This is a genomic window from Thioclava dalianensis (assembly GCF_000715505.1).
Classification (GTDB): domain Bacteria; phylum Pseudomonadota; class Alphaproteobacteria; order Rhodobacterales; family Rhodobacteraceae; genus Thioclava; species Thioclava dalianensis.
The window spans coordinates 55,179-70,601 of record NZ_JHEH01000005.1; the positions used below are offsets into that span (position 1 = coordinate 55,179).

Here is a 15,423-nt window from a genome sequence, read left to right on the forward strand (position 1 = left end):
GCCAAACCGGACGTTGCGATTTTACAACAATCGAATCGGCCATGCGTGATTGCGAACTCAGCAGTGCGATTTGTCAGAGTTGGTGCTGCGCTTCACGCGAAGAGTGCCGCCAAAAAAAACGCGGCAAGCTGCCGTTGGAGAGTTTGGCTAGGCGAGTCCGTTTCCGGCCCTAAGCTGACCTTCACGCCAGGCGTGGCGGAGGACCGATGCCCAGCCAGAGCCGCCGGCCGCAACCGCGTCATGCTCCTCCTGCAAAACATTGTCTCTGTGAAGCCGTGATACCGATGGGAAAGCGCACAGGGACGCGAATGTTGCCTTCGGCATGCTTGTTCTGTGGCAAAAATGAGAAAGAGCATCGGGATACTTCAAGCTGTGGGCTTGTGGTGACAAGATATGACTGAAATGCGGAAGCAAAGAGCAGCAGACGAAACTGTAACAAGTGCATGGCAAGGGGTGAGACGTGTCCGAGCTTTCAAAAACAGAACGTTTGCGAACTCTATTAGAAAGAGGTTTCTTCCCTGAAGAGCTTCCGCCTCCATTCAATACTAGGGATCTAGCGCATTTCAGAAGATACGTTTGGGATAATTGGCCTGGGCAGCCGCAGCAGGAGCCACCCAAGACGACCCCTGAGATATATAGCATTCAAAGATTAGGTTGGAAGCGCCGTAGTCTATCCATCGTCAATCCGATCTCGCAATTCTTTCTGTCGAAGAAGATCTCTGACCATTGGGTGCAGATCAAGAAGCATCTTAGCCTCGGCTCTGCGTCTCTGGACCACGCATATCTTCAGAGGAATGCGGGTCGAGCTGTGCCAAAGCCAGACTTTTCTAAGATCGAGTTTATGAAGCTCAAGGCCGGAGGCGATTTCGACCACATTCTGATAAGCGACATCTCGAGGTATTATGGTACTATCTATACTCACACGTTACCTTGGGCTCTTGATGGAAAATCCTGGTGCAAGGCCCATGTGAACTCCCCCCTTCTAAAGGCAACTCTTGGAAATGAGTTGGACAGACTTGTGCGGAAGGGGCAAGATAACCAGACTATCGGAATTCCAGTTGGCCCTGACACCTCACGCATCCTCTCTGAAATTATTGCAGTTGCTTTGGAGACACGCTTCTTCGAACTCGCACCAGATGCGAAGGGGTGCGCGCACCGCTTCGTCGACGATTGGTTTATCGGGCACAATACAGCCAAATCCGCCGAGGCTGCGATGCGAAGTCTTGCGCAAGCCTGTGCTGAATTTGAGCTCGAGCTTAACCTTGAGAAAACAGAAATAATCGACGCGAAGGATGAGATCATCGAGACGTGGCCGAGCGAGTTGCTTGCACTAGCAGTATCAAATCGCAGCGGAAGAGATCAGGTCAAACAACTGAACAGTTTCTTTTCTCAGGCATTCAGCCTAGCAAAAGCTCACCCTTCAAGTAACGTCATGGATTACGCTCTAAAGGTGGCGCGATCATTCCGGATTTCCAAGCGGTCCTACACCCTGTTCGAGAGCTTCGTTCTCCGAGCTGCTCGTGCCTATCCGATCACTCTACCCGTTGTAGTTCAGATCTTGGTTAATTACCGACAGGATGGCGCACCTATCAGCTCAGCTCGTTGTAAAAAGCTGATTGAAGATGAACTCGAAAAGTCGGTGGCACTACGTCACACTGCTGAGGTCGCATGGGTACTGTTCTTGGCAAAGGCGCTGAGGATCAACCTTTCGGCAGATACTCTCAAGCCAATTTGCGCGGTAGATAATTCGGTGTGGGCCCTATTGGTCTTGGATCTGGAAGAACAAGGTTTGATCGAAGGCAACTTGGACAAGGCGTACTGGAACTCTTTACTGCTCAAAGAAAATTTAACAGCGTCATGCTGGTTGTTAGCCTATGAAGCCCACCTCAAAGGTTGGTTGACGCCTCCAGACGTGAACTTTGTAGATAGCCATGACTGGTTCAAGGTTCTGAAAGCCAAGAAAATCAGCTTCTATGATACAAAGCGAAATGTCGAAACCTTCAAGAAGTCGAGGGAAAGGTCTGCACTTATCGCTCATCATCGTCGTCAAGCAGGGCTCAGTATGTTGACCTACTTCTTCAGTAAGACCTCCATATGATTGAGGTAGAGCGGCGGATTGCTATTTTGCGCCTCTACCATGCCGCGAAAATTAACTGGTGGGCTGCGTAGGTAAACATACGCCCATGATAGTTAGTGATATACATCATTGTATCCGCAGGATGCCCAAAGGACATAGTAGGTCGAGCGGCCGGTACCGGGGCGCCGCAGGGCGGCAACGCCAGCTGATGAACGACCGCATTCGGGACCGAAGCTTCGCGTTGGTCACCCCACTGGGAGTTTGGACTAGCGGCTGCGTTGCGCTTGGCCGCTGTACTGGTGTCCAGATCGAGCGTCAGCTTCCATGCGCTGAGCAGCCGTTCATGACCGGCGCAGCGAATGTCGGCTGCCCGCCAATCTCACCAAATGCCAATGACGCCAGCTATCGCCAGTGCCATTGCACAATGAACTGCCCATCACTCAACAAACCGATACCGATCCCGCGCCTGATCCAGCTTGTTCGCAGCGCGTGCAGGATCGGCTTTAATGACCTCGCGCAGGCGTCCGCCCATTCCGGCCATGTGATCGGCCAGCTTGGCCTCTGAGGTGCCTTCCAGCGCCGCGAGCGTGATCGCGTTGCCTGCGAGTTGGGCCATGATCAGGCGAATATGTTCGGTGCGGTGGACGTGCTTGATTTGGCTTGGCGGCAGGTAGCTGCGCATCTCGGTTAGATCGCCTTCGGCCTCCGTGCCGATCAGATCCCAAAGCGGATGATTGGACCAACGGGCGCGGTTGGTGTCTTGCGGGTCGGGGGTGCAGTAGCGGATTTTCTGCAAGGCTTCCGCCACCACGTCGCCGAACTGCGCGTCAAATTCAGCCCAACGGCGGATCTGCCAGCGGTCCTTTAGCAAGTCTTTGCCCGCGCGGATCTCGATGCGCCAGACGCGGCTTGTGTCGCGGTCTGTGGAGTCGAGCGGGGCAAGATCCTCCCGCCCTAGGTTCGCGTTCCAGATATCCCACCAGATCGGCTTGTGGCGGTCGATCACCTCGCGGCGTTTATCATAGATGATCACCTGTCGCCCCGGCATCTTGCCGACTGTAACAGAGGTGAACTGCCCCGACTTGCCATTGCTGCGCGTGTCATGCTCCTCGACCGTCAGGTGATCCGCCCTGTTGGTGTGGCTGTGTATGACAAAATTTTCGGGCATCAGCTCGAACTCAGGGGCGAGCACGTCCACGCAAAAGTCCGCCCGTGCAATGCTCACCTGATCGGCGGTGTAGCGAATGCCCAGCCGTGTCAGCGTTTTGTCTAGATAGGCGCGGGCATAACCCAAGCCTTGCGTTGCCAGAAGGGTTGAGCCGACCGAGACGCGCACGCCCCACGGGTCGCGCGCATTGGGCTTCTTGAAGAACCAAGTGACCTCAAGCGGCCCCCCTTGCAGGATAAAGCGATAGCCGTTGCCGCCGTAAGGTTTCAGGTCGAACTCGGCCCCGCCATAGCTCACGGGGACCGGGGCGCGGGCCTCCTCGGCTTTCTCGCGTTCGACGTCGAGATATTCGAAAAGTTCGGGCGGGATGTTGGCTTGGATGGATAGAACGAGCGTGTCAAAGCCACGATGAACGATGTGCATTGGATGTTTGCCTTCCTTGGCTGGCGGTATTTCTAGAGGGGGGTGCTACAATCACCCCCCTCAAACGGCGGGGCCGCGCTGATTTCCTGAGGTGAGAAGAAGGGGCGGGCGCTGGCGCGCCCTTAAAGGTGCCTCCGGCGGGGCAGCTTTTGTTTTGGGGCCGGGCAGTGCTGCCCGGCGCTCCGATCAGACCGGCATCGCGGTCTTGCGCGATATCCAGTTCTCCGCCCGCTCCGAGCATTTCGCGACGTTGAGCAGGTCGTTGTGACCAAACGAGTTGGTGGATTTCCAATCGCCCTCGTTGGTCTTGTAGGAGCGCGACATTTCCACCGAATAGAAATTGTCGTTCTCCCAGATCGTGGCGGTGATCAGGCCGATCCTGAACTTGTAAGCGGGTTGGTTGGACATGGGGTTTCCTTTCGTTGCCCTGAGCGGCAGACATAGAGAGGGCGCGAGACGGAAAGCCCCGCGCCCCTTTAGAGCCATCCGGCCCCAAAATCCCGCGCGGTGCTGCCAACCCCGGCGCGGGCAAAACTGGTGATTAGGCGGCGTCCTGACTGGTGCTGGAGCGACGGCGCGCCTCTGCCCAGTCGCGCAGATCGCGACGACGGTAGCGGACCGAACGGCCCGGTTTATAAAAGGATGGGCCGAAGCCGTTCACGCGCCACTTCTGAAGCGTGCGCACGCTTTGGCATAGGTAATCGGCGGCTTCGATTTCAGCGATGAAACCATCCCAATAGTCATGGGCCTCATCGGGAAATGCGGGGGCTTGTTGTCTGATCGACATATCTGGCTGTCTCCTACGTTGCTGTTCGCTGGAGACAGACTTGCTCAAAACGTCGCTTTACTGCGAGCCAATACGCTGGAAGATTTGTGCGCCGTTTTGAGTCACAAATCTTCCAGCGGTTTTTGTTGCGTAGCTTTAATTCGCGTTTTCATCGCGTTGAGCACGCGCGAGCTAGGCAGCGCCGCATCAATGGGCTTGAATGCTTCAACGCAGAACCGCGCCGCTTCGGAGATCGGGTCGCCCGCGTCCGTTACATCTCGTGAGAAGGGACGACCAAGAATGTCGATCCAGATCGTTTCAATATTGGTGATCCACAGACGCAGTGCGTCATCGCTCTTTTTGCCTGCCCGGCCTGTTTTCTGATCGTCTATGGCGGCCTCCGCAACGTCTCGAATGCCTGATATGATCTTTGACAAATCTTTGGCCTGAAGTGCGATTGCTACGGGACTAGGGTCGCCTTCAGTGATCGCGACAAACGGATATTGCAGATCGCCTTGTTCGAGATCCTTTGGCGCAGCCGCCTGCCCGATGCGCTCATGTGATTGCATCAGCGCGTGGTTTGCATCCAGTGAGAGGGCTTTTAAGCGGTCGTAAAGCTTTCCGGCTTGCTTTGAGACCTGCTGAAGCTCTTTCTTGATTTCGCCGGGGCGCAATGAGTCTGTCGTGCCACCGCCAAGCCGTTTCCAAACATCGCCAGCCCCTTCAAGGCGTGTCCGCACCTCAGCGTGAAATTCAGGATCAATTTTGAACTCTTGCGCGAGGTGTTCAAAAATCGCATCGCTGTAGATTGTCGGCGGCTGGCTGAACTCTCGCATTGGGCAGACCTTATTTGCAAAGAAAAGCTTCTTGGAAGGATTACGGTAGCCACGCATGAACTCAGTGATGTGACCGTCGAACCTCCTGCGCATTACTAGAAATATTTCCAAGGAAATACCCGTAACATTTCCAAGAGAATTCCCGCTCCGTCTCCGCGCTGAACCTTGCGAATTGCATGTAATTTTCGGATATGCCGCCATGAAACTTGGCGGCAATAGCATGCCAGAAGTTCAACGCACGACCCGCAATGTAGCGACACGCGGCGAGGTTTGTGTGCCAATGGCGGCACTGAGCCGCGCGGCATTCTCTTCGGCGGCGCGATTTACCGGATCGTCCGCAAGATGCGCATATCTCATTGTGGTTTGAAGCTGCGTGTGACCAAGCAACCTACCAACCATTTGGATCGGCATCCCCGAAGACACCGCGTTTGAGGCATAAGTATGCCGCAGATCGTGAATGCGAACTCCGGCCAAGCCAGCCCGTTCGCGAATGCGTCGCCACGGGTGCTGAAAGTCTGTGGCGTGTTGGTCTGCGATCTTGCCCGCAATCACATAAGGGTTGCTTGAGACACGCGGCAGCGCGGCTAGAACATCGCGGGCAGCTTCCGGCAGCGGAATACGCCTTGCTCCCGTCTTAGTGTCGGGCAGCTCCATGCCGCGCGGCGTGATGTATTCCCATTTCAGCGTCTGGATTTCACCAAGGCGGCAGCCCGTCAGTATCAACAGGCGAAAGGCCGCGACAATGTACGGGGTTTCCGATCCCTCGGCTTCCACCGCGCAAAGCGTTGTGCCGAGGCGCTGTAGTTCGGCGGTCGTCAGATAGCGCTCGCGCTTTTGTTCTCTGAACTTCGGCACATGGCGGCAAGGGTTTGAGCCGTCAGGGCGAAGCCCCCATATCTCCGCCAGATTGAACATCTTCGAGAGCACCCCAAGGGTTCGATTTGCTTGGTAAGGGATATGCCGAAACTTGTGATGCAGCTCCGCAATGTCTTTGCGTTCCACATCCACAACCTTGAAAGCCCCAAGCGCGGGCTTGATGAACTGCTCCAATGCGCGTCTGTATTCTTTCTGTGTGCGTGGTTTGCAGCGTTCGAGCACATGGTTCTCATAGAACCGGTCACACAAAGCACCCAAGGTCGGCGCGCGGCGATGCTGTGATATCTCTTCGGCGGGGTTGTCGCCCTTAGCAACCAGCCCCATCACTTCCCGAGCCTTTAGGCGCGCTTGGTCTGCGGTGATGTTTCCATGCCGTCCGAGCGACACTCGCCGCGTGCGCCCACCCTTCCGGTATTGAGCTTGATAGGTCTTCGCACCCGAACACATTACGCGCAGACCGAAGCCTATGATCTCGCTGTCCCAAACAAAGTAATCTTTCTCTTTCGGCTGGAGTGCATCAACGGCACGCTTGGTCAGTTTCGGCATGGTCATCCCCTAAATTTCGCCGTTTCCGTGGAAGCATAGTGGAAGCACTTGGACGCAAACCACGGAGTAAGGGGTAGAAGGCCAGCGCGCCGCAAATCAAGGAAAAACAAGTAGAGTCAATAAGATAGAGAAAACCAGAGCAACCGAGAGAAACCCGTGCGAAAGCGGCGCGACCAACTCATAACCTGAAGGTCGTAGGTTCAAATCCTACCCCCGCAACCAATAAAACCTCATCAAAATCGATAGTCTACATCGGGAATACGCGCCCGTGGTTTCCTCTGTGCGATCTCTTGCTCGCGGTTGATCCACGGCCCGCGCGGTCAGTCAGTCGACACCCCACACTCCCAATGAAAAAGGCCGCGCGGTCAGGGTGACTGCGCGGCCCGTCTTGGGTCTGGAGAGACGCCTTAGCCGATGATGGCGTTAAGCGTCTGCGAGGGGCGCATCACCGAAGCGGTCTTCGCGGCATCGGTGTGGTAATAGCCGCCAAGATCGGCAGGCTTGCCCTGAGCGGCGGCCAGCTCGGAGAGGATTTGCGCCTCACCATCGGCCAGCGCCTGAGCGATGGGCGCGAAATGCGCGGCCAGCTCGGGGCTGTCGCTTTGTGCGGCCAGCGCCTCGGCCCAGTAGCGGGCGAACCAGTAGTGGCTGTCGCGGTTGTCGGGCTCGCCGACCTTGCGCGAAGGCGACCGACCGTGGTCCAAGATGCCTTGGGTTGCGGCATCGACCGCCTGCCCCAGAATCCGCGCCTTCTCATTGCCCTTGCTGTCGGCGAGGAACTTGAGGCTCTCGCCAAGCGCGCAGAACTCACCAAGGCTGTCCCAGCGCAGGTGGTTTTGCTCGACGAGCTGCTGGACATGTTTGGGGGCCGAGCCGCCAGCGCCGGTCTCAAACAGGCCGCCGCCGTTCATCAGCTTCACGATCGAAAGCATCTTCGCCGAAGTGGCAAGCTCAAGGATCGGGAAAAGGTCGGTCAGGTAGTCGCGCAGCACGTTGCCGGTGATCGCGATCATCGTCTCGCCCTTGGTGATCGTCTCGAGCGAGGCACGGGTGGCCTCACGCGGAGCCATGATCTCGAACTTGTCGGCCACGCCGCGTGCCTCGAGGATCGGCTTCACATATTTGATCAGCTCGGCGTCATGAGCGCGCTCGGCATCCAGCCAGAAGATCGCGCGGCAGCCCTCGGCTTTCTGACGATCAATCGCAAGACCGACCCAATCCTCGATCGGTGCCTTGCGCGCAGAGGCCGACCGCCAGATATCCCCGGCCGCGACCTTATGCTCATGCAAGACAGTGCCATCGTCGAGGATCATCTTGACGGTGCCCGCTTGCGCGATCTCGAAGGTGGTCGGATGCGAGCCGTATTCCTCGGCCTTCTGGGCCATCAGACCGACGTTTTGCACCGTACCGGCGGTGGCCGGGTTCAACTTGCCGTTCTCTTTGAAGAACTTGATCGTCTCGTCATAGACCGGCGCGTAGGAGTTGTCGGGGATCACGCAATTGGTGTCGTGCTCTTTGCCATCGGGGCCCCAGCCCTTGCCGCCTGCGCGGATCAGTGCGGGCATCGAGGCGTCGATGATCACGTCCGACGAGACATGCAGGTTGGTGATGCCCTTGTCGCTATCGACCATATACATCGGCGGGCGCGCATCCATGCAGGCCTTGATATCGGCCTCGATCTCGGACTGCCCCTCAACGCGCGACAGCAGATCCTTCAGGCCCGCATTGGGGTTCACGCCCAGATCGGCCAGTGCTTTGCCGTGCTTTTCAAAGACCGGAGCGAGGAAGGCTTTGACCGCATGACCGAAGATGATCGGGTCCGAAACCTTCATCATCGTGGCTTTCATATGCAGCGAGAACAGCGTGCCCTCGGCCTTGGTTTTCTCGATCTCGTCGGCGAGGAAGCTCTCAAGGGCGGCGGCACTCATGAAGGTCGCATCGACCACGGTCCCGGCCGGGTAGGTAACCTTCTCCTTGAGAACCGTTTCCTCGCCTGCCTCGTTGACCAGAACGATCTTGGCGGTGGCTTCGTGCTCGAGCGTGCTCGAGACCTCGTTGGAGAAGAAATCGCCGCCCGACATCGCGGAGACATGCGTCTTGCTGTCGGCGGTCCAATCGCCCATCCGATGCGGGTTGCTTTGTGCAAAGCTCTTCACGGCATTGGCGGCGCGGCGGTCGGAATTGCCCTCGCGCAGAACCGGGTTCACGGCCGAACCCTTGATCCCGTCATATTTGGCCCGAACTGCCTTTTCAGCGTCGGTTTCGGGCGTTTCCGGATAGTCGGGCAGCGCGAAGCCCTGCGACTGCAACTCGCGGATCGCGGCCACAAGCTGGGGCACCGAGGCCGAGATGTTCGGCAGCTTGATGACGTTTGCCTCGGCGGTTTTCACCAGTTTGCCCAGAGCGGCCAGATCGTCGCTTTGCTGCTGCTCGGCGCTCAGATGCTCGGGGAAGGTGGCAAGGATCCGCCCTGCGAGGCTGATATCTTTGGTCCCCACGGACACGCCCGCGGCGGCCGCGAATTTCTGGATGATCGGGAGGAAGGACGCAGATGCCAGTTCGGGCGCTTCGTCCACCTTGGTGTAAATGATATCAGCCATCGAGAACTCCTTAAAACGGGATTTTGCCTTGTCATACCCGACCGCTGTGCAAAGGTCGACAGTGCACTATCGCATACCGTACGCGGAATGCCGCACCCGGGCCGCCCCATGATGGCACGCGCCATAGGCGGAAGGCGTCCAAGGCCCGGCGGAAGAATGCCGCCGGGCCTTGTGATCAGATCAGCGATTCCGGATGGATCGGGAACCGCGCCGGGCGGATGCCAGTCGCGTGCCAGACCGCATTGGCGATGGCTCCCACCGTGCCTGTCACCCCGATCTCGCCCACTCCCTTGATGCCAAGCGCATTCACGAAGGGATCGTCCTCATGCACCGTCATCGCCTCGATCATCGGCACATCGGCATTGACCGGCACGTGATAGCCCGCAAAATCGTTATTCACGAACCGGCCCGTGCGCGCATCGTGCAGCGCCTCTTCGTGCAAGGCGAACCCGATGCCCCAGATCATCCCGCCCAGAAGCTGGCTGCGGGCCAGACGTGGGTTGATGATCCGACCGGCGGCAAAGGCCCCGATCAGGCGGCTGACGCGGATCTGCCCCAGATCGGGATCGACCAGCACCTCGGCGAAGACGCCGCCATGCGAGAACATCGCGCGCTCAGGCGTGCCCTCACGCGAGGCTTTTCCCTCGCCGCGCAGCAGCTCAAGCCCGGCCCGCGCCAGAATGTCCTCGTAGGATTCCGAGCGGTCATCATCGTTGCGATGCAACCGTCCGCCCCGCGCCGTGACGCCCAAATTGCCCGCGCCAAAGAGCGGCGAGGCCGGATCATTGGTGGCCAGATCCACCATCTGGCGCACCGCATCCGCCCCGGCATTGAAGAGCGCATTGCCCGCCGTAGCAGTATGCCCCGATCCCCCGGCCACGCCCGCATCTGGCAGGTCCGAGCGCCCCGAGCGGAACTCGACCTTATCGACATCGATGCCCAAGCCATCGGCCGCGATCTGGGCCAGCGCGGTCCACGCCCCCTGCCCCATATCCGCCGCAGAGGTCTCGATCACAGCGCTGCCATCGGCGCGCAGCGTTGCATGGGCTGCGGCCTGAAACATCGGGCAGGGGAACTGCGCCGTGCCCATGCCCCAGCCTTTCAACAAACGGCCCTCGCGCATCTGCCGCGGCGCGAGCGGGCGGCCCTCCCAGCCGAAGGCCTCAGCCGCCTTGGCGTAGCATTCCTCCAAGGCCTTCGAGGAAAACGCCAGCCCGGTCGACGGATCGATCTTGGCGTAATTGAGCCGCCGGAACGCCAGCGGATCCATCCCGCGCGCCTCAGCCGCGACATCCATCGCGATCTCCAGCGCCGCAGAGCCCGACGCCTCACCCGGCGCGCGCATCGGCCCCGGCGTGCCGATATCGGCGCGGCGGGCATGGTGCTCGGTACGCAGGGCCGAGGTCGCATAGACGCTATGCGAGGCGTTCGATGCGCTCTCCAGGAACTGATCGAAGGTCGAGGTGGTCGTGATCGTGTCATGCTCGAGCGCGAGGATATGCCCCTCCGCGTCAAGATCCAGCTGCAGGGTCTGGCGGGTCGGCGCGCGGTGACCGACCGGGCCATACATCTGATCGCGCCGCAGCACCATCTTGACCGGCTGGCCCAGATCGCGCGCCGCAAGGATCGTCAGAAACTGAGCGCCAAACACGATCGCCTTGGCACCGAACCCACCGCCCAGGAATGGGCTGCGCAGCAAGATCTGCGATGGGTCGATCCCGAGAAAGGCCGCGATGGTCTGCTTGGCCAGCCCGATTGCCTGGTTCGGCGTGTCGATCTCAAGCTGATCACCATGCCATTGCGCGGTGATCGCATGTGGCTCAAGCGGGTTGTGATATTGCGACGGCGTCTCGACCGTCGTGGTGAGATGACTATCCGCCGCCGCACGCGCCGCCTCGATATCGCCCGAGCTGTGCCCCGAGGGACGGCCAAAGGCGGTGGTGTCGGTCTCATAGGGCTCGGCATCGTCCAGCGTGACCCGCGCGGGCTGGGCGTCATATTGCGGGGCCAGAAGCCGCGCGCCTTCGGTCGCCGCCTCAAGGCTATGGGCCACCACCAGCGCAATCGGCTGGCCCGCATAGCGCACCTCGTCGCTTTGCAGCGCATCCATCCGCCAGACGAAGGGGTGGATCTTGTTATCCGGGCTCAGCGCAAGCGGCAGCGCATTGGCATGGGTGTAGACCTTCACCACGCCGGGATGGGCCTCGGCGGCGGCCACATCGAGATGGGTGACCCGTCCGCGCGCGATCCCGGCCGAGGCCGTCACCGCATGCAACAGCCCCTCGGGGCGGCAATCGGCAGCATAGCCCGCGCCCCCTGTCACCTTGAGCACACCGTCGCGGCGCGTCAGCCCCTGACCGGCGTTCGATCCAAGGCGCACATGGCCCCCAGCTGTCATCATGTCAGCCATTGTCGTCTCCTGCGAAAAGGGATGCGGGAAGGGCGGGAAGCCGCTCGGGCGTCCCTGCAGCAGCGCGCTCAAGCGCGCGGATCGCGATTTTGCGTGCCAGTCGGATCTTGGCCTCGTTGGCGCCTGAGGGGCTTGCGCCCTCCAGCGCCAGTTCGGCGGCTCTGGTGAAAGTCTCGATGGTGGCGGGCTGGCCAAGCAAAGCCGCCTCGGCGGTACGGCACCGCCATGGCCGCGCAGCGACGCCGCCCAAAGCCAGACGGGCCTGCGTGATCCGCCCGTCTTCGACCGCAAGCGCGGCTGCCGCAGACACGATTGCAAAGGCAAAGGACGTCCGCTCGCGCAGCTTGACGTAGCGCGCATGGCGGGCCATCGCGCCGGGATCGGGCAGCCGGATATGGGTGATGATCTCGCCTGCAGCCAACGGAGCGTCCCCCGCCCCTTGAGCATCAGGCAACGGATGGAACTCTGCCATCGCGACGCTTCGTGCGCCCTCAGGACCAGAGATTTCGACCACCGCGTCATAGGCTGCGAGCGCCACGCACATATCGGAGGGATGCGTCGCGATGCAGCCCTCGGTCCAGCCCAGCACCGCGTGATTGCGGGTCTCGCCCCCCAGCGCGCCGCAGCCGCTGCCCGGATTGCGCCGGTTGCAGGGTGAGAGCGGGTCCTGATAATAGCTGCACCGCGTCGCCTGCATCACATTGCCGCCGGTGCTTGCAGCATTGCGCAATTGCGCCGACGCCCCCGACAGCAGCGCCTCGGCCAGCGCCGGATATTTCGCGAGCACCTGCGGATCGCGCGCCAAAGTGGAATTGCGCACCATCGCCCCGATCCGCAACCCGCCCTCGACCGGCTCGATCTCGGTGAGCGGCAGGCGCGAGATATCCACGAGCCGCGCGGGCGCTTGCACACCGATCTTCATCAGATCCAGCAGGTTCGTGCCCCCGGCCAGAAAAGCGCCCTCGGCCCCGATGGCCTCGGCCAGCGTCCCGGCGCGCTCATATTCGAAACGGTTCATGCCGATGTCCCTTCCTGCGCGCTCATCTCTCGGGTGGCTTCCAGCACGGCCTCGGTGATGCCCGCGTAAGCGGCACAGCGACACAGATTGCCGCTCATCCCCTCGCGCACGCGCTCGGGGTCCAGCCCCGCCTCGCCTTCGGCGATCAGCCCGACGGCGGACATGATCTGACCCGGTGTGCAATAGCCGCATTGGAACCCGTCATGCGCGACAAAGGCCGCCTGCACGGGATGCAGGGTCTCGCCCTTGGCCAGCCCTTCGATGGTGGTGATCTCGGCCCCGTCATAGGACAGCGCCAGCGCCAGACAGGCGTTCATCCGCTGGCCGTCGATCAGCACGGTACAGGCGCCGCATTGTCCGCGGTCGCAGCCCTTCTTAGTGCCGGTCAGCCCGACCCGTTCGCGCAGCACATCGAGCAGCGTCACCCGGGGATCGTCCAGCGCAATCTGTTGCGCTGTCCCGTTGATCGTGAGATTCAGGTTAAATGTCATCTTTCCCTCTTTGGCGATTAGCTGATGGGGATACCGGAGAGTCGGCATAAATACTAAAATACGGAGGTCGCCTCCGTTTTCAAGAAAAATGCCGCATGGAAGACGAAATGAGCGAACAAGCCCCCAAGTCAAGAAAGCCGCGCGCCGATCAGCTCCGCAATCGTGCACGCCTGCTTGAGGCGGCGCGTGAGGTGTTTCGCGGTGAGGGCGGCAATCTTGAAGCCGTGGCGCGCAAGGCCGGACTTGGCATCGGCACGCTCTATCGCAATTTCCCGACCCGCGAGGCGCTGTTTCAGGCGGTCTACGCCCATGAGGTCGAGACGCTTGAGCAACGTGCGCAGGTGGACGGGCTGGAAGACTGGATGCGCGAGGCCTTGCAGATGATGGCCACCAAGCGCGGCATGGTCGCAGCGCTCGCGCCCGTGATTGACCCGGAGTCGAGCTTCATCTCGGATCAGTCGCTGCGGATGCGCGGGGCGGTGGCGCAACTGCACGCCCGCGCCGTGGCCGATGGCACGGTGCGCCCCGATGTTACCCCTGATGATCTGATGCGCGTGCTGCTGGCGATCAATTACGGCCCCGGTGCCGATCCTGCGCGCTCCTCTGTCTTGCTTGATGTGTTCCTCGCGGGCCTGCGCTCCGCCTGACACGCCTCCGCCCATTGTGGTTTGATCGCCCGCGTGGGCAAACTAGCTCTGAAAAAAGGGGATCGCGCCCCCTCCCCCCGATCCGCCGCAGAGAGCCGCCTATACCATGCCAGACACGTCCCGCGCCATGCACGCCCCCTCTGCCGCACCGACCGGACAAACGCCGCCCACGAAAGTCTCGATCACGCTCGGCCTGTTGCTGGGTGCGATCATCTTGCTCAAACTGCTCAACGGGTTTGGCGTTTTGCCCCCTGTGACCTCGGGGTTGGCCGATGCAGCCTCAGTCCTCGTGCTCGCGCTGCTCGCGCCGCAGGTCCGGGGTTGGCGGCATCTGTTTCTGGCGATCTCAACGGTGATTGTGGTCTATTGCCTGATCGCGCGCGACGACCCGGCCCATATTCTCAAACCCGCATTCGATCAGGCGAGCTTCATCATCGCGTTTTTCTGCGCGTTGGCCAGCTTGCAGCATGTCGCGGCCCGCTCCAAGGCGATCAGCCGCGCCGCCGCCTTTCTGGCCAACCAGCCCTCAGGGCGGCGCTACCTTGCGCTGAGCTGTGGCGCGCAGGTCTTTGCATTGATGCTCAATTACGGAGCGCTCTCGCTGCTGGGCACGATGGCGCGGCGCTCGGCGGAGCGCGAAAGCGAACCGGCGGTGCGCGCCCTGCGGATCCGGCGGATGCTACAAGGCGCGCAATGCGGCTTTGCGGCCTCGCTGACATGGTCGCCACTGGCTTTTGCCACCGTAATCACCTCGACCCTGATCCCCGGCGTCACGGTTGGACAGGTGATCGCGCATGGTCTGGGGTCGGCGGCGATCCTCGTGCTGATCGGCTGGCTGGTGGACCGTCCGCTCAAGAACAGCCTGCCGCGCGGCACGGTCGTGGCCCCGCCCGATCCGGTGGCCGCCCATGACGTCCGCTCACTCTGGCCGCTGCTCTGGCTGTTGCTGGGCGTGGCGATCCCGGCGGCGCTGTTGGATTTCGGAGCCCATGTCGCGCCCTCGCGCGCGGTGCTGGGGCTGGTGCCGCTGGTGGCAGCGCTCTGGATCGCCATCGAAACCGATGTCGGGCGCAAGGCGCGCGAGCTGAGCGCCCGCAGCCGACATTTCTTCTTCGGCGATCTGCCCTCGTTCAAGAATGAACTGGTCTTGCTCAGCACCGCCGGATTCATCGGCAATGCGGCGGGCGCGCTTTTGGCAGGCTGGATCGCCGCCGCTGGCTTCGATCTGAGCGCTGTCCCCGCCCGGTTGCTGCTGGTGCTGCCGATTATACTGGTGCCGCTGGCCGGTCAGGTTGGGCTCAACCCGATTCTCTTCGTGTCGCTCTTTGCGCAGCTTTTGCCCGATCCGGTCTCGATTGGGGTCTCGCCAATCTCGATGGTGCTCGCGCTGACCTCGGGCTGGGCGCTGGCGGCCCCCACCTCGCCCTTCACCGCCTCCGTGATGATCATCTCGCGGATCGGCGAGGTCACCCCGCGCGACGTGGCCTTCAAATGGAACGGACTCTTTGTCCCCTGCGCCGCGGCTGCCCTTGCCCTTTGGGTACAGCTTCTGGCCTGAGCCGCGC

12 protein-coding genes are annotated in these 15,423 nt (G+C 60.8%); 3 read left to right on the forward strand and 9 right to left on the reverse strand.

Going from position 1 to position 15,423, the window contains the following annotated elements; all coding sequences use genetic code 11:
* Nucleotides 1-460: 460 nt before the first annotated feature.
* Nucleotides 461-2,098 carry an RNA-directed DNA polymerase gene (locus DL1_RS05730; protein WP_143081647.1) on the forward strand — a complete coding sequence of 546 codons (1,638 nt, stop codon included), beginning with the start codon at nt 461-463 and terminating at the stop codon, nt 2,096-2,098.
* Nucleotides 2,099-2,513: 415 nt separating this feature from the next.
* Here the strand turns inward: DL1_RS05730 and DL1_RS05735 are convergent, their stop codons facing one another.
* From DL1_RS05735 to DL1_RS05775, 9 genes are all read right to left on the reverse strand, one after another.
* On the reverse strand, nt 2,514-3,668 hold the full coding sequence (locus DL1_RS05735; protein ID WP_038063742.1) for a hypothetical protein: 1,155 nt from the start codon (nt 3,666-3,668) through the stop codon (nt 2,514-2,516).
* Nucleotides 3,669-3,854: 186 nt separating this feature from the next.
* Nucleotides 3,855-4,076, reverse strand: a complete 222-nt coding sequence (locus DL1_RS05740; protein WP_038063744.1) for a hypothetical protein — start codon at nt 4,074-4,076, stop codon at nt 3,855-3,857.
* A gap of 133 nt (nt 4,077-4,209) precedes the next feature.
* The gene (locus DL1_RS05745; protein WP_081856261.1) at nt 4,210-4,455 is read right to left on the reverse strand and encodes a helix-turn-helix domain-containing protein; all 246 of its coding nucleotides are present in this window, start codon (nt 4,453-4,455) and stop codon (nt 4,210-4,212) included.
* Between the two features lie 101 nt (nt 4,456-4,556).
* Complete coding sequence (locus DL1_RS05750; protein ID WP_038063747.1) at nt 4,557-5,327, reverse strand: hypothetical protein; 771 nt, start codon at nt 5,325-5,327, stop codon at nt 4,557-4,559.
* Between the two features lie 174 nt (nt 5,328-5,501).
* Complete coding sequence (locus DL1_RS05755) at nt 5,502-6,692, reverse strand: site-specific integrase (protein ID WP_038064072.1); 1,191 nt, start codon at nt 6,690-6,692, stop codon at nt 5,502-5,504.
* A 407-nt stretch (nt 6,693-7,099) separates the two neighbouring features.
* Entirely contained in the window at nt 7,100-9,292 is a 2,193-nt protein-coding gene (locus DL1_RS05760) for an NADP-dependent isocitrate dehydrogenase (protein ID WP_038063749.1), read from the reverse strand.
* A gap of 175 nt (nt 9,293-9,467) precedes the next feature.
* On the reverse strand, nt 9,468-11,702 hold the full coding sequence (locus DL1_RS05765) for a xanthine dehydrogenase family protein molybdopterin-binding subunit (protein WP_143081646.1): 2,235 nt from the start codon (nt 11,700-11,702) through the stop codon (nt 9,468-9,470).
* Nucleotides 11,695-12,720, reverse strand: coding sequence for an FAD binding domain-containing protein (locus DL1_RS05770; RefSeq protein WP_038063751.1), 1,026 nt, complete (start codon nt 12,718-12,720; stop codon nt 11,695-11,697). The genes DL1_RS05765 and DL1_RS05770 overlap by 8 nt, the downstream gene beginning before the upstream one ends.
* Nucleotides 12,717-13,211 carry a (2Fe-2S)-binding protein gene (locus tag DL1_RS05775; RefSeq protein WP_038063754.1) on the reverse strand — a complete coding sequence of 165 codons (495 nt, stop codon included), beginning with the start codon at nt 13,209-13,211 and terminating at the stop codon, nt 12,717-12,719. Before DL1_RS05775 ends, DL1_RS05770 begins: the two co-directional genes overlap by 4 nt.
* A 107-nt stretch (nt 13,212-13,318) precedes the next feature.
* On the opposite strand from DL1_RS05775, the gene DL1_RS05780 reads away from it, so the two are divergent.
* Nucleotides 13,319-13,858, forward strand: coding sequence for a TetR/AcrR family transcriptional regulator (locus DL1_RS05780; RefSeq protein WP_038064076.1), 540 nt, complete (start codon nt 13,319-13,321; stop codon nt 13,856-13,858).
* Between the two features lie 106 nt (nt 13,859-13,964).
* Nucleotides 13,965-15,416 carry a hypothetical protein gene (locus DL1_RS05785; RefSeq protein ID WP_143081645.1) on the forward strand — a complete coding sequence of 484 codons (1,452 nt, stop codon included), beginning with the start codon at nt 13,965-13,967 and terminating at the stop codon, nt 15,414-15,416.
* Nucleotides 15,417-15,423: the final 7 nt, after the last annotated feature.

Excerpts from the sequence above, each read along its gene's own strand:
- DL1_RS05735 (WP_038063742.1), bottom strand. The coding sequence starts at position 3,668 with ATGCACATCGTTCATCGTGGCTTTGACACGCTCGTTCTATCCATCCAA.
- DL1_RS05740 (WP_038063744.1), bottom strand. The coding sequence starts at position 4,076 with ATGTCCAACCAACCCGCTTACAAGTTCAGGATCGGCCTGATCACCGCC.
- DL1_RS05745 (WP_081856261.1), bottom strand. The coding sequence starts at position 4,455 with ATGTCGATCAGACAACAAGCCCCCGCATTTCCCGATGAGGCCCATGAC.
- DL1_RS05750 (WP_038063747.1), bottom strand. The coding sequence starts at position 5,327 with ATGCGTGGCTACCGTAATCCTTCCAAGAAGCTTTTCTTTGCAAATAAG.
- DL1_RS05755 (WP_038064072.1), bottom strand. The coding sequence starts at position 6,692 with ATGCCGAAACTGACCAAGCGTGCCGTTGATGCACTCCAGCCGAAAGAG.
- DL1_RS05760 (WP_038063749.1), bottom strand. The coding sequence starts at position 9,292 with ATGGCTGATATCATTTACACCAAGGTGGACGAAGCGCCCGAACTGGCA.
- DL1_RS05765 (WP_143081646.1), bottom strand. The coding sequence starts at position 11,702 with ATGGCTGACATGATGACAGCTGGGGGCCATGTGCGCCTTGGATCGAAC.
- DL1_RS05770 (WP_038063751.1), bottom strand. The coding sequence starts at position 12,720 with ATGAACCGTTTCGAATATGAGCGCGCCGGGACGCTGGCCGAGGCCATC.
- DL1_RS05775 (WP_038063754.1), bottom strand. The coding sequence starts at position 13,211 with ATGACATTTAACCTGAATCTCACGATCAACGGGACAGCGCAACAGATT.
- DL1_RS05780 (WP_038064076.1), top strand. The coding sequence starts at position 13,319 with ATGAGCGAACAAGCCCCCAAGTCAAGAAAGCCGCGCGCCGATCAGCTC.
- DL1_RS05785 (WP_143081645.1), top strand. The coding sequence starts at position 13,965 with ATGCCAGACACGTCCCGCGCCATGCACGCCCCCTCTGCCGCACCGACC.